This window comes from Streptomyces sp. NPDC047000, from assembly GCF_040644295.1.
GTDB lineage: Bacteria > Actinomycetota > Actinomycetes > Streptomycetales > Streptomycetaceae > Streptomyces.
Genome location: NZ_JBEYWE010000001.1, coordinates 560,392 through 574,298, shown reverse-complemented (window position 1 = coordinate 574,298; position 13,907 = coordinate 560,392). Strand labels below are relative to the sequence as shown.

Sequence of the window (13,907 nt, the reverse complement as noted above, 5' to 3'; positions counted from 1 at the left end):
CGCCGGCCGGTGCGGACCGTTGTGAGCCGCTGCGGACCACCGCCGCCCGCGGCAGGCCGACGTCAGCCGGTGCGGACCGCCGTGTACACCGTGTGGGCCGCCAGGACGAACACATCGGGGCGGTGGTGCACACCCGCCTCGTCCGCCGGGTCGAGCAGCCGGTCCAGGACGGCGCGGTCCTCCGCGTCGAGGGCCTCGCCGACGGAGTCGCGGAAGCGTCCGAGGGTCTCGGCGACATAGCCGCGGACACGGTCGGTGACCGGGGCGGGCAGGTCCAGCAGGAACGTACGGGTGCGGGTGTGCTTGAGGCCGGCGGAGGCCAGCAGCGCGGGCCAGTCCTCGGTCTCGGCGACGGAACCCGGCAGTCCGGACCGCATCGCGGCGAACCTGTCCTGCTCCAGCGCGTCCAGCCGGGCCTGTAGGCCGGGCCGGCCCATGCCGATGTCACGCGGCAGGAAACGGGACGGCAGTCCGCCCTCCAGGAGGGCCAGGGTGCCGCCGGGCGCGAGCCGGGCGGCGAACGAGGCGAGCGCGGCCCGCTGGTCACCGAGGTGGTGCAGACTGCGGCTGGCCCACAGCACATCGGCCGGGTAGTCCAGCTCGTCGAGCACACCCGGCAGCTCGCCGGCCAGCGTGCCGAAGCGGTCGGCGACGCCCAGCCGGGCGGCGCGGGCGGCGGCCCGCTCCAGCAGCGGCGCGGCACCGTCCACGGCGACCACCCGGGCGCCGGGGAACGCCTCGGCGAACAGGCAGGACAGCACGCCGGGCCCGCTGCCCGCGTCCACGATCAGCCCCGGCTCGGTCACCTCCTTCCCGAGCCAGGCCAGCGCCCGCTCGTACAACGGGGTGAACACCTCCGCCTGTGCCTCGAGCATCGGGCCCATCTCGTCCCAGTCGAGGTCGGAGTGCTCGTGGCCGTGGCCGGGCCCCTCGTCCTGTCCGTCCCCGTGACCGTGACCGTGCCGGTGGCCGTGCTCGTCCGTCTGGTGCGCCATGCTGGTCAGCCTTTCGTCCGCGTACCGCCAGGGTGCGACGGCACACCGGGCGGCGGCCACTTCCGTTGCCGAGGCGGCAAAAAGCCGGACAACTTCGGCAAGTCCTGGCGAACCGGGGAACGGACGCGGACCGCCGGGGCCGGTCATGGGCGACCGGCCCCGGCGGGGTGCCGTCAGGCCACGGCGGGAGACGTCAGGTCATGACAGCGGCGGGTAGGCGTTCTGCATCAGCTGCTGGAACTGGGCGGAGAACCAGTGCCCGGACAGCGGGGCGTTCGGCAGGGCGCCGGACATGCTGTTGCCGTTGCGGGCGTTGCCGGTGTACGTCGGGTCGCACATCTGGTCGAAGCCCTTGCCCTCGTCGTTGGCGATGGCGGTGCTGGAGCCGTCGGACTCCCCCGGGGGCTTCATCCACACGTAGGCGTCGATCCCGGTGGCCGGGTTGGCCTGCGGCCGTTCACCGAGGCCCGCTCCGGACTGGTTGCACCAGTTGCCGACGTGGATACGGCGGTCGTAGCGGCCGCCGTCGACGTAGGTGTCCACGCTGGTCGTCGCGCCGGGGCCGGCCGGGCGCGCGGTACCGCCCCAGCCGTTGCGGGAGGTGTCGATCAGCATGCCGATGCCGGAGTTGAAGCCGACCGACACCAGTTGGTTGCGGAAGGCCTGCGCGAAGGACAGCTCGTCGACGTACCGGTTCCAGTCGACCCACTTGGACTGGCGCACCGACGTGCCGTTCACCGTGTCGTTGATGGTGAAGTTGTTCTCCTTCAGGGCGCTGTAGTTGGCCGTGTTGGTGATGAATCCGGCCACGTCGTCCACGGTCGCGCCCTCGCTGGTGGCCGCCTGCTTGAACAGGGTGGCCGACGGGGCGAAGTTGTCGTCCCAGCCGAGCCAGCCGTGGTGGCCGGCGTCGAGGTAGTTGTAGACGTTGGGGATCGCGCCGAGCTTGGCGAGGGCGTAGCCGACGCCCTTCACGTAGTTGCCGTTGGCCAGCATGGTGTCGCAGTTGGCCGTGGCGGTGGCCCGGCTGCCGGTGTTGGTGACGAGGTTGGGCAGCGAGTCGATCTCGACGGTGGTGACGATCCGCAGCGAGGCATACTTGGCGTCGCCCAGGATCGCCGCGATCGGGTCGATGAACTGCGTCTTGTACTTGTCGATCTCCGTCGGGCCGAGTTCGCCGTTGGAGGCGAGGGCCGCGCAGTCCCGGCCGGGCAGGTCGTAGATGACGAGCTGGACGACCTCTTCGCCGGTGCCCTTCTGGGCGAGGGCCGCGTCGAGGTGGGCGCGCAGGCCCATACCGCCGTTGACGCCGTTGATGGCGGCGATGCGGTCGAGCCAGACACCGGTGGGCTGGTTGGAGACACGGCTGCCGCCGGTCTCCGCCGCGGCCTTGGCGGACCACTCCGGGTTCACATAGACCTTGGCGCCGGTGTACGGGTTGTCGACCCGGGTGCCGGTGCCGCCACCGCCGGTGCCCCCGCCGCCGGTGCCGGTGCCGTCGTCGACGTTGCAGGTGACCCCGTCCAGGGTGAACGTGGTGGGCGCCGCGTTGGTGCCGCTGTAGGAGCCGTTGAAGCCGAAGCTGACCGAGGCCCCGGTGGCCAGACCGCCGTTGTAGGTCTCGTTGGCGGCGGTGACGGCCGTGCCGCTCTGCGAGATCTTGCTGTTCCAGTAGCTGGTGACCTTCTGGTTCCCGGCGTACGACCACTTCAGCGACCAACTGGACTTGGCGGCCGCGTTGTTGGTGATCGTCACGGCGGCGGTGAAGCCGCTGTCCCACTGGTTCTGCACCTTGTAGTCGACGGTGCAGGGGATCGCCGTCGCCGCGGCGTTGGCCGGGGCGGTGGTCATGACCGTCCCGGTGGCCCCGGCGACGAGCGCCAGGGCGGCGAATATCGCTGTTCTGGTACGACTCATGAGTGCGGGTTTCCTTCTTCCGTGAGAATTACGGGAGTGCGGGATGTGCGGGATGTGCGGGCGCTGCCGGACACGCCGGCGGTGCCGGTTGTGGCGGTGTGGCGGTGTGGGGGTGGTGGGGGGTCAGGGGTTGACGGCGCGCAGATGGTCGCGCAGCCCGATGCCGTAGGCGGTGGGCGTGCCGTCGTAGCTGGAGATCAGCGAGGGGCCCGAGGAGCAGTCCCAGGTGTTCCAGGTCCAGCCGAGATAGGACAGACCGCGGTCGTCGAACCACTTCATGACCTGGTCGGTGAACCCGTGCGAGCAGGTGTTCTCGCCGATCTCCCCGGCCACCAGCGGCACCTGCGCCGCGACGGGGACGAGGGTGGAGGCCCAGCAGCTCTCGCTCGCGCAGGTGTTGAAGTTGTAGACGTGGTAGGCGGCGGCGAGATTGCCGGTGGGATCGCTCGGTTTGTAGGTCAGCCACTGGCTGAGGTCGTTGGAGTAGGCGAGGCCGCCGGCCATGATGACGTTCTTCGCCCCGGTGCCGCGGATCGAGTCGACCAGGTCCTGCATCCCGGCGACCTCGTAGGAGATGCCGGGGCAGGTGCCGCCGTCCTTCCAGCACTGCCACGCCTGGGTGGTCGTGGAGGTGGCGCGGTCCGGGTAGGGCTCGTTGAACAGGTCGAACACCACGGACTGGTCGTCCTTGAAGGTGCTCGCCACCGAGGACCAGAACGACGGTGTGTACTGCGCGTCCGGCATCGGCTTCTGGCAGGTGGCGTGGACGTCGGAGCAGCCCGCCGAGTTGCCGGTGTACTGGCCGTAGGACCAGTGGAGTTCGACGATCGGGGTCAGGCCGTGTGCCTCGGCCCGGGTCACCAGGTCCTTGATCGCGTTGACGTAGTTGGCTCCCGCGTACTCCGGTTTGATGTTGGAAAGTCCCAGCCAGCACTCCTCGTTGAGCGGGATGCGCACGGCGTTCGCCTTCCAGTCGGCGATCGCCTGGAGGGCGGCGTCGTCGACCGGGCCGTCGAAGATGCCGTAGCCCTGGACGCACATGAACTCACCGCCGGAGCGGTTGACTCCGAGCAGCCGGCGGGTCGCGCCGGACGCGTCGACGAGCTTGTTCCCGGCCACGTGCAGCGCCGGGGCGCTGCCGCCGCCGGTCGGGGGCGGGTCGCTGGGGGTCGGCGACGGGGACGGCTGGCTGTCCGCGTTGCACGTCGTGCCGTTGAGCTTGAACGCCGTCGGTACGGCGTTGCCGCCGGACCAGGAACCGATGAACCCGGCGGTCACACCGGCCCCTGAGCCCAGCGAGCCGTTCCAGCTCTCGTTGGCGGCGGTCACGGTGGTACCGGACTGGGACCATTTGGCGTTCCAGCCCTGGGTCACCTTCTGGCCGTTCGCGAAGTCGAAGGTCAGGGTCCAGCTGCTCAGTGCTGCCTGGTTGTTGGTGATGGTCACGGAACCCTGGAAGCCGGCGTCCCACTGGTTGGTGACGGAGTAGTCCACCGTGCAGGCGGGCGTGGCGCCGTGGGCCGTGACGACCGGCACCAGTGCGGTCCCCAGGAGGGTGATCGCACCGGTGACGGCTAAAAGTACTGAACGCGGGGGGTGACGCATGAGCGACTCCTCGCAGCTCGGGCGCACCGTTCACCGGCACGTCGACTGATGGAACCGCTCCCACTGGTTGCGAAGGAAGGTAGCGCCAAGTGACGGCGATGGACAGGGGTGGCGCTTGACTTTTCCTCAAAAGGCCGGAGCTGATCGCTCCGAACGTTGTCGAATCATTTCGAGTGCACAGGCACCTTGACCGACCCTTGCACCGTCCGCACTATGGGAGCGCTCCCACTGGTTCAAGCCTTGACATCGCCGAGCCGCAAGGAGGAACCAGCACATGGATCCGGGACCTCACGGACGCAGACACGGAAGGGTGCGGCGGCTGTGGACCGCCGTGGTGGCCGCGCTCGCCCTTCCGCTGTCGATGCTCGCAGCGGGCACCACCACCGCCCAGGCGGCTACGGTCCAGTGCAGCGTGGACTACAAGACCAACGACTGGGGTTCGGGTTTCACCGCCGACCTCACGATCACCAACCGGGGCACGGACGCGATCAGCGGCTGGACCCTGACGTACGGCTACTCGGGCAACCAGAAGCTCAGCAACGGCTGGAACGGCACGTGGTCCCAGTCGGGCCAGACGGTCACCGTGCAGAACGCGTCGTACAACGGGACGATCGCCGCGGGCGCGGCCGTCTCCACCGGCGCGCAGTTCACGTACAGCGGCACCAACACCGCCCCCACGTCCTTCGCGGTCAACGGCACCACCTGCGCCGGCGCGCACCAGCCGCCGCTCACCGTGCTGACCAGCCCGGCGGCGGGCGCGGTCTACACCCAGGGCACGGCGGTCCCGCTCGCGGCCACCGCGGCGGCGGCCGACAACGCGACGATCAGCAAGGTGGAGTTCTACGACGACACCACGCTGCTCGGCACGGACACCACCGCCCCGTACTCTCTTTCGGTCTCAAGTTTGACCGTGGGCAGTCATTCTCTGGTGGCGAAGGCGTACGACAGCCTGGGCGCGTCCGCGCCGTCCACGCCGGTGGGCATCACCGTCGCATCGGGTCCCGCCCTCGTGGCGTCGCCCACCCAACTGGGCGTCCAGCAAGGCAAGACGGGCACGTTCACGCTGAAGCTGTCCGGGCAGCCGAGCGGGAACGTGAGCGTGGGCGTCGCCCGCACGGCCGGCACCACCGGTCTGTCCGTCAGCTCCGGTTCCTCCCTCACCTTCACCCCGTCCAACTGGAGCACGGCGCAGACGGTGACGATCGCCGCCGACGCGTCCGGCACCGGGACGGCGACCTTCACCGCGACGGCCACCGGCTACACGAGTGCCGCGGTCACGGTCACGGAGCTGGGTGCCACCAAGGCGTACGACGCCCGCTTCCTGGGCCTCTACGGCAAGATCACCGACCCGGCGAACGGCTACTTCTCACCCGAGGGCATCCCGTACCACTCGGTGGAGACGCTGATCGTCGAGGCGCCGGACTACGGCCATGAGACCACCTCGGAGGCGTACAGCTACCTCCTGTGGCTCCAGGCCATGTACGGCAAGGTCACGGGCGACTGGACGAAGTTCAACGGGGCCTGGGACCTCATGGAGAAGTACATGATCCCGACCCACGCCGACCAGCCGACCAACTCCTTCTACAACGCCTCGAAACCGGCCACCTACGCCCCCGAGCAGGACACCCCCGACCAGTATCCGGCCAAGCTGGACACCGGGGTCTCGGTGGGCTCCGACCCGATCGCGGGCGAGCTGAAGAGCACGTACGGCACCGACGACGTCTACGGGATGCACTGGATCCAGGACGTCGACAACGTCTACGGCTACGGTGACGAGCCCGGCAAGTGCGAGGCGGGGCCGACCGCGACCGGTCCGTCCTACCTCAACACCTTCCAGCGCGGCCCGCAGGAGTCGGTGTGGGAGACCGTCCCGCAGCCCACCTGCGACGCCTTCAAGTACGGCGGCACCAACGGTTATCTGGACCTGTTCACCGGCGACTCCTCCTACGCCAAGCAGTGGAAGTACACGGACGCCCCGGACGCCGACGCGCGTGCGGTGCAGGCCGCGTACTGGGCCGACGTGTGGGCCAAGCAGCAGGGCAAGGGCACGGACGTGTCGGCCACCGTCGGCAAGGCGGCCAAGATGGGCGACTATCTGCGCTACGCCATGTACGACAAGTACTTCAAGAAGATCGGTAACTGTGTCGGACCGTCCACCTGCGCGGCCGGCACCGGCAAGGACGCCTCGCACTATCTGCTGTCCTGGTACTACGCCTGGGGCGGCGCCAACGACACCAGCGCGGGCTGGGCCTGGCGCATCGGTTCCAGCCATGTGCACGGCGGCTACCAGAACCCGCTCGCCGCGTACGCGCTGAGCAGCTACGCCGACCTGGAGCCCAAGTCGGCGACGGGCGCGGCCGACTGGGGCAAGTCGCTCACCCGGCAGCTGGAGTTCTACCAGTGGCTTCAGTCGTCCGAGGGCGCCATCGCGGGCGGTGCCACCAACAGCTGGCAGGGCCGGTACGCCACTCCCCCGAGCGGCACACCGACCTTCTACGGCATGTACTACGACTGGCAGCCCGTCTACCACGACCCGCCGTCGAACCAGTGGTTCGGCTTCCAGGCGTGGTCGATGGAGCGGGTCGCCGAGTACTACCAGCAGACCGGGAACGCCACGGCGAAGGCCGTTCTCGACAAGTGGGTCGCCTGGGCGCTGTCCAAGACCACGGTCAACCCGGACGGCACCTATCTGATCCCCTCCACCCTCCAGTGGTCGGGCCAGCCCGACACCTGGAACGCCTCCAGCCCCGGCACCAACAGCGGGCTGCACGTCACGGTCGCCGACTACACCGACGACGTCGGCGTGGCCGCCGCGTACGCCAAGACCCTGACGTACTACGGCGCCAGGTCCGGTGACGCGAACGCGAAGTCGACGGCCAAGGCACTCCTCGACGGCATGTGGGCGAACTACCAGGACGGTCTGGGCGTCGCCGTCCCGGAGACCCGCGCCGACTACAACCGCTTCGACGACAGCGTCTACGTCCCGAGCGGCTGGAGCGGGAAGATGCCGAACGGCGACACGGTCAACTCGTCCTCGACCTTCACCTCGATCCGGTCCTTCTACAAGAACGACCCGTCCTGGTCGAAGATCGCGGCCTATCTGGCGGGCGGCGCCGCGCCCAGCTTCACCTATCACCGCTTCTGGGCCCAGGCGGACATCGCGCTGGCCATGGGCTCGTACGCGGAACTGCTCGAGTAGGCAGCGGGCAGGGTCATCCGGGCTCGTACGCGGAGCATGTCACCACGCCCCGCCGGCGCTCCGCGTGCCCGGCCCCGCCACCGGACGGCGAGGCCACCGGACCGGGCGGTCCCCCACCCGCACGGGGGACCGCCCGGTCGTCATGTCACGACCCGCCCCGCTTTGATGTGCTCCGATGCGCTGCGATCAGAGAGGACCCCACCGTGCGCAGAACCCGCGTCATCACGGCCGTCCTGGCGCTCGCCGCCGGACTGCTCGCGGGCACCCCGCCCGCACTGGCGGCCGGCACCGCGAAGGCCGCCGCCCCGCACACCGCTGCCGCCGCCCCGCTCGCCGCGGACACCTACACCTGGCACAACGCCCGTATCGACGGCGGCGGTTTCGTCCCCGGCATCGTCTTCAACCGCTCCGAGAAGAACCTGGTCTACGCCCGCACCGACATCGGAGGCGCCTACCGCTGGCAGCAGTCCACCAAGACCTGGACACCGCTGCTCGACTCCGTCGGCTGGGACGACTGGGGCCACACCGGGGTGGTCAGCCTGGCCAGCGACTCCCTCGCGCCGGACAAGGTGTACGCGGCCGTCGGCACGTACACCAACAGCTGGGACCCCGGCAACGGGGCCGTGCTGCGCTCCGCGGACCGGGGCGCGAGCTGGCAGAAGACCGATCTGCCGTTCAAGCTGGGCGGCAACATGCCCGGCCGCGGCATGGGCGAGCGCCTCGCGATCGACCCGAACAAGGACAGCGTCCTGTACCTGGGCGCGCCCAGCGGCAAGGGCCTGTGGCGCTCGACGGACTCCGGGGTGACCTGGTCGCAGGTCACGGCCTTCCCCAACCCCGGCAACTACCAGCAGGACCCGACCGACACCTCCGGCTACGCCAGCGACAACCAGGGGATCGTCTGGGTCACCTTCGACGAGTCCACGGGGACCTCCGGCACGGCGACGAAGACGATCTACGTCGGGGTCGCCGACAAGGACAACGCGGTGTACCGCTCGACCGACGCGGGCGCCACCTGGACCCGGCTGGCCGGACAGCCCACCGGCTACCTCGCCCACAAGGGCGTGCTCGACGCGAAGAACGGCTACCTCTATCTCGCCTACAGCGACAAGGGCGGCCCCTACGACGGCGGCAAGGGCCGGCTGTGGCGGTACGCGACGGCCACCGGCACCTGGACGGACATCAGCCCGGTCGCGGAGGCCGACACCTACTACGGCTTCAGCGGCCTGACCGTCGACCGGCAGCACCCGGGCACGGTGATGGCGACGGCGTACAGCTCCTGGTGGCCGGAGACCCAGATCTTCCGCTCCACCGACAGTGGCGGGACCTGGACGAAGGCGTGGGACTACACGTCGTACCCCAACCGCTCGAACCGCTACACCATCGACGTCTCCTCCTCCCCCTGGCTGACCTTCGGCGCGAACCCGTCACCGCCCGAACAGAGCCCGAAACTCGGGTGGATGACGGAGGCGCTGGAGATCGACCCGTTCGACTCGGCCCGCATGATGTACGGCACCGGCGCCACGCTCTACGGCACCGAGAACCTCACGAACTGGGACAGCGGCGGCCAGTTCACCGTGAAGCCCATGGTGCAGGGGCTGGAGGAGACCGCGGTGAACGACCTCGCCGCGCCGTCCTCCGGCGGCGCCCAGCTCTTCAGCGCGCTCGGTGACATCGGCGGCTTCCGGCACACCGACCTCGCCAAGGTCCCCTCGATGATGTTCACTTCGCCCACCTTCACCACGACGACGAGCCTCGACTTCGCCGAGTCGAACCCGGGCACGGTCGTCCGGGTCGGCAATCTCGACTCCGGCCCGCATGTGGCGTTCTCGACGGACAACGGGGCCAACTGGTTCGCGGGGAGCGACCCTTCGGGGGTGAGCGGCGGCGGTACGGTGGCGGCGGCCTCGGACGGCAGCCGGTTCGTATGGAGCCCGGCGGGCACCGGGGTGCAGTACACCACCGGGTTCGGCTCGTCCTGGTCGGCGTCGAGCGGTATCCCGGCGGGCGCGGTCGTCGAGTCGGACCGGGTCGACCCGAAGACCTTCTACGGCTTCAAGTCCGGTGTTTTCTACGTCAGTTCGGACGGCGGCGCGACCTTCACGGCGTCTGCGGCCACCGGGCTGCCCAGCGGCGACAGCGTGCGCCTCAAGGCGCTGCCCGGCACCAAGGGCGACGTGTGGCTGGCGGGCGGCGCGAGCGACGGCGCGTACGGGCTGTGGCACTCCGTCAACGGCGGAGCCGGCTTCACCAAGCTCGCGAACGTCCAGCAGGCGGACACCGTCGGCTTCGGCAAGGCCGCGGCCGGGGCCTCCTACCAGACCCTCTACACCAGCGCGAAGATCGGCGGGGTGCGCGGCATCTTCCGCTCCACGGACGCCGGGGCGAGCTGGACGAGGATCAACGACGACGCCCACCAGTGGGGCTGGACCGGCGCGGCCATCACCGGTGACCCGCGGGTCTACGGCCGGGTGTACGTGTCGACCAACGGGCGGGGCGTGATCTACGGCGACTCCTCCGACACCAGCGGCGGAGGCACCGGCGGTGGCGGTGGCGGTGGCGACCCGACGCCGACCGGCGCCTGCACGGTCACCTACAAGATCACCAACCAGTGGACCGGCGGCTTCCAGGCCGACGTCCAGCTCACCAACACCGGGACCACGGCGTGGAGCGGCTGGTCGCTCGGCTGGTCCTTCGCCGACGGGCAGCAGATCGGCCAGCTGTGGAACGCCGGCTTCACCCAGTCGGGCGCGGCGGTGACGGCGACGAACGTCAGCTGGAACGGCACCGTGGCGGCGGGTTCCTCGGTTTCCTTCGGCTTCACCGGCACCTGGACGGGCACCAACACGAAACCCACGGCGTTCAAGCTGGGCGACCAGAACTGCACGGTCGCCTGACGGCGACGACACGAACGAGGGCGCGTGCCGCGACCGGCACGCGCCCTCCTGCTGTGTCCCGGAGCCGCCCTACGGCGTCCAGACGACGGGCCGGGGTGCCGTGGTCATACCGTCACCGATGAAGAAACCCGGGTGCGGGGGCTGGTTGTAGGCGGTGTTCTGCCAGGCCAGCGCGGTGCGGTACTGGGTGTCGTGCAGCAGCGTGGTGATCCTCGTGCTCGTCTCGATCGGCGTCGAGTAGATCCTCAGCGCCGTGTTGTCCGTCGTCGGCCAGACGACCTCCTCGCGCCAGTCGCCGAGGATGTCTCCGGACAGTGACGGAGTGGCCTTGGTGCTGTTGTTCGAGTGCACGTCGGCGCCGGTCAGCAGGCGGGTGTCGGCGGAGGTGCCGTACTTGTCGATATGGGTGCCGTCGAGCAGTTCACGGACCGGGTCGCCGTCCCACCAGGACAGGAAGTTGGTGCTGGAGGGCTTGCGGCTCGCCACGACCGTGCCCTTCGGGTTGCGGATGCCGCTCTCGGCCGACGACCAGGACTCGGCGCCCGCGCTGCCCGCCCAGATGTCCCCGGACACGCCCCGGCCGTTGTCGCCGTTGGCGGCGGTGGACCAGAGCACCTGTCCGGTCTTCGCGTCGGCCATCCAGGACGACGGCTTGGACGAGTCCTCGTCGACCTTGAACTCCTCGAGGCCCGCGCGGGACGGGTCGAGGTCGCCGACGTGCATCGCGTCGCCGTGGCCGTTCTTGGTGGTCCACAGCCCGGCGCCGCTGTCGTCCACGGCCATCGAGCCGTACACGATCTCGTCCTTGCCGTCCCCGTCGACGTCGGCCACCGACAGCTGGTGGTTGCCCTGGGAGTCGTAGCCCTTGCCGCTGTTGGTCGAGGAGTTGGTGTCGAAGGTCCAGCGCCGGGTGAAGGCGCCGTTCCGCCAGTCCCAGGCCGCGATCACGGTACGGGTGTAGTAGCCGCGGGCCTCGATCAGCGAGGGCCGGGAGCCGTCGAGGTAGGCCGTGCCGGCGAGGAAGCGGTCGACACGGTTGCCGTAGGAGTCGCCCCAGGACGACACCGTGCCGCGCGCGGGGACGTAGTCCACGGTGCCCATCGCCTTGCCGGTCTGCCCGTTGAACATGGTCAGGTACTCGGGGCCGGACAGGACGTAGCCGCTGGAGTTGCGGTAGTCGGCCGACGAGCTGCCGATCACCGTGCCGGTGCCGTCGACCGTGCCGTCGGCGGTCTTCATGGCGACCTCGGCCTTGCCGTCACCGTCGTAGTCGTACACCTGGAACTGCGTGTAGTGCGCGCCGGAACGGATGTTGCGGCCCAGGTCGACGCGCCACAGCCGGGTGCCGTCCAGCTTGACGCCGTCGACGATCGTGTCGCCGGTGTAGCCGGACTGCGAGTTGTCCTTGGCGTTGGTGGGCTGCCACTTCAGGACGAACTCCAGCTGGCCGTCGCCGTCGAGGTCGCCCACGGAGGCGTCGTTGGCCTCGTAGGTGTAGGCGACGCCGTCGGGTGTGGTGCCGCCGGCCGGAGGGGAGATCGGCACGTCCTTGTAGCCGGTGCGGAGCTGGACCGCGTGCACCGAGTCGGCCTGCTCGACGCCGCCCACGACGGCGCGGACCGTGTAGTCGGCCTGGGCGGGCGCACCGGAGTGGAAGTAGTCCGTGGAGCCGGTGACCGGGGTGGAGTTGACCTTCGTACCGGCGCGGTAGACGTTGAAGGAGACGGTGTCCGGATCGGTGCCGAGCCAGCGCCAGCTGACCAGGTTGCCGCTGTCGGTGTGGACGCTGACCACGCCCCGGTCGAGCTTCTCGACCTGGCGGCCGGTGGCGGCCTCGGCGGTGGGGCCGGTGAGCGCGGTCAGCACACCGCCGACCAGGGCGGCGGCGCCCACGGCCGCGACGACGGCGCCGCGCCGCCTGCGGTGTCCGCGCGGGTTCCGCACCGGGTCCTGCGGGTTCCGCACGGGGTGCTGCGGGTTCTGCGGGTGCTGCGGGTGCTGCACGGAGGTACCTCCTGAGGGGGGCGGAAGGGTTCCGCCTCTCAGTCGCCGCCGTCCGCACGCGCGTTGCCGCCGGTTTCGGCCAACCGGCCGCCCTGTGCCGCCTTCCGGTAGGCACGCAGGCTGAACCGCGGGTCGGGGCGGGGCCGGTCCTGGTCGGGCAGGGCGGCGAGCCGCCGGGCGAACGCCTCGGTCAGCGGGTCGCCGGGCGGCAGCCTGGTGAACCAGCCACGCCGCAGGTCGGCGATGGTGCCGGCCGGGCTGCGCCCCTGGCCGAGGCCGGGGAAGCGGGCCTGTGCCGCGGGGAGCAGCAGGCCGCTCAGGGCGGCGCAGAGGTCGACGGCGGGTGCCGCGTCGGCGGCGGGGCGGCGCGGGCGGTCCGCGAGCACCGCGTCGATGTCGCTGCCCACGTCGTGCGCGGACGCCTTGTCGACGGTGGTCACGTAGACCCCGCCGGGGCGCAGCACGCGGGCGCACTCCGTGACGGTGGCGCGGACCTCGGCGGCGGTGCCGAGGAGGTGCAGCAGCCAGACGCTGGTGACCGCGTCGAACGTGGCGTCGGGGAACGGGAGGCGCCTGACGTCGGCGACGAGGACGGCGCCGGGCAGCCGGGACGCGGCGCGGCCGGCCATCCCGGGGGTCAGGTCCACGCCGGTCACCCGGGTGCGGGGCAGGGCCGCGGCGAGCCGCCGGGTCACGATGCCGGTGCCGCAGGCCACGTCGAGCAGCCGGGACGGGCCGCCGGGCAGCGGGCCGCGCAGCAGGCCGAGGACGGCTTCGGCGGCGGCCGCGGCGCGCGGTTCGCCGCCGCGGGTGGTGTCGTAGGCGGCGGCTTCCTTCTCGTAGTCGAGCACATGTCCCCCCGGTTCCGCGGTGCCCGGTGCTCCCTGGTTCGCGCGGTGCCGCGTGGGCGCGGTGCCGCGTGAGTACCCGGGCGCGTGGTCAGCCGGCGCCGTGGCCTGCCGCGAGGGTCTCGACCCGGCGGGCCAGCTCGACGTCCTTCGCGGTGACGGCGCCGCCGGCACTGTGGGTGTGGATGCCCAGGGTGATCGTGTCGTAGCCGAGGGCGAGGTCGGAGTGGTGGTTCAGCTCCTCCTGGACCTGGGCGATGTGCACGACCATCGCGGTGGCCGCGAAGTGCGAGCCGAGCCGGTAGGCGCGGGTGATGCGGTCCCCGTCGAGGGTCCAGCCGGGCAGTCCGGCCAGCGCGTCCTTCAGTTCCTGGGGCGACAGCGGTTCCACGGCCATGGCCTCGTTCCTTCCTGCGGGTACGGCCCCCTCGTTCAGCGTGCC

The 13,907-nt window shown here is 70.6% G+C and carries 8 protein-coding genes; 2 read left to right on the top strand and 6 right to left on the bottom strand.

Translation table 11 applies throughout. The annotated features are described in order from the left end of the window. Window positions 1–62 precede the first annotated feature (62 nt). The 3 genes from ABZ862_RS02310 to ABZ862_RS02300 form a co-directional block, all read right to left on the bottom strand. Window positions 63–995 (bottom strand): class I SAM-dependent methyltransferase, encoded by a 933-nt coding sequence (locus ABZ862_RS02310; protein ID WP_360950804.1) that lies wholly within the window; start codon window positions 993–995, stop codon window positions 63–65. 198 nt (window positions 996–1,193) lie between these two features. Beyond that, entirely contained in the window at window positions 1,194–2,912 is a 1,719-nt protein-coding gene (locus tag ABZ862_RS02305; protein WP_360950801.1) for a glycoside hydrolase family 6 protein, read from the bottom strand. Between the two features lie 123 nt (window positions 2,913–3,035). Further along, window positions 3,036–4,517: a cellulase family glycosylhydrolase gene (locus tag ABZ862_RS02300; RefSeq protein ID WP_360950798.1), complete on the bottom strand. Its 1,482-nt coding sequence runs from the start codon at window positions 4,515–4,517 to the stop codon at window positions 3,036–3,038. Between the two features lie 274 nt (window positions 4,518–4,791). On the opposite strand from ABZ862_RS02300, the gene ABZ862_RS02295 reads away from it, so the two are divergent. Beyond that, window positions 4,792–7,716, top strand: a complete 2,925-nt coding sequence (locus tag ABZ862_RS02295) for a glycoside hydrolase family 48 protein (RefSeq protein ID WP_360950795.1) — start codon at window positions 4,792–4,794, stop codon at window positions 7,714–7,716. A 203-nt stretch (window positions 7,717–7,919) separates the two neighbouring features. Then, on the top strand, window positions 7,920–10,613 hold the full coding sequence (locus ABZ862_RS02290) for a cellulose binding domain-containing protein (RefSeq protein WP_360950792.1): 2,694 nt from the start codon (window positions 7,920–7,922) through the stop codon (window positions 10,611–10,613). Window positions 10,614–10,682: 69 nt separating this feature from the next. On the opposite strand, the gene ABZ862_RS02285 is transcribed toward ABZ862_RS02290, so the two are convergent. The 3 genes from ABZ862_RS02285 to ABZ862_RS02275 form a co-directional block, all read right to left on the bottom strand. Next, window positions 10,683–12,506 carry a rhamnogalacturonan lyase gene (locus tag ABZ862_RS02285; RefSeq protein ID WP_360951413.1) on the bottom strand — a complete coding sequence of 608 codons (1,824 nt, stop codon included), beginning with the start codon at window positions 12,504–12,506 and terminating at the stop codon, window positions 10,683–10,685. A 149-nt stretch (window positions 12,507–12,655) separates the two neighbouring features. After that, a complete protein-coding gene (locus ABZ862_RS02280; protein WP_360950789.1) occupies window positions 12,656–13,468 on the bottom strand; it encodes a class I SAM-dependent methyltransferase in 813 nt (270 codons plus the stop codon). A gap of 88 nt (window positions 13,469–13,556) precedes the next feature. After that, window positions 13,557–13,862 (bottom strand): 4a-hydroxytetrahydrobiopterin dehydratase, encoded by a 306-nt coding sequence (locus tag ABZ862_RS02275; protein ID WP_360950786.1) that lies wholly within the window; start codon window positions 13,860–13,862, stop codon window positions 13,557–13,559. Window positions 13,863–13,907 lie beyond the last annotated feature (45 nt).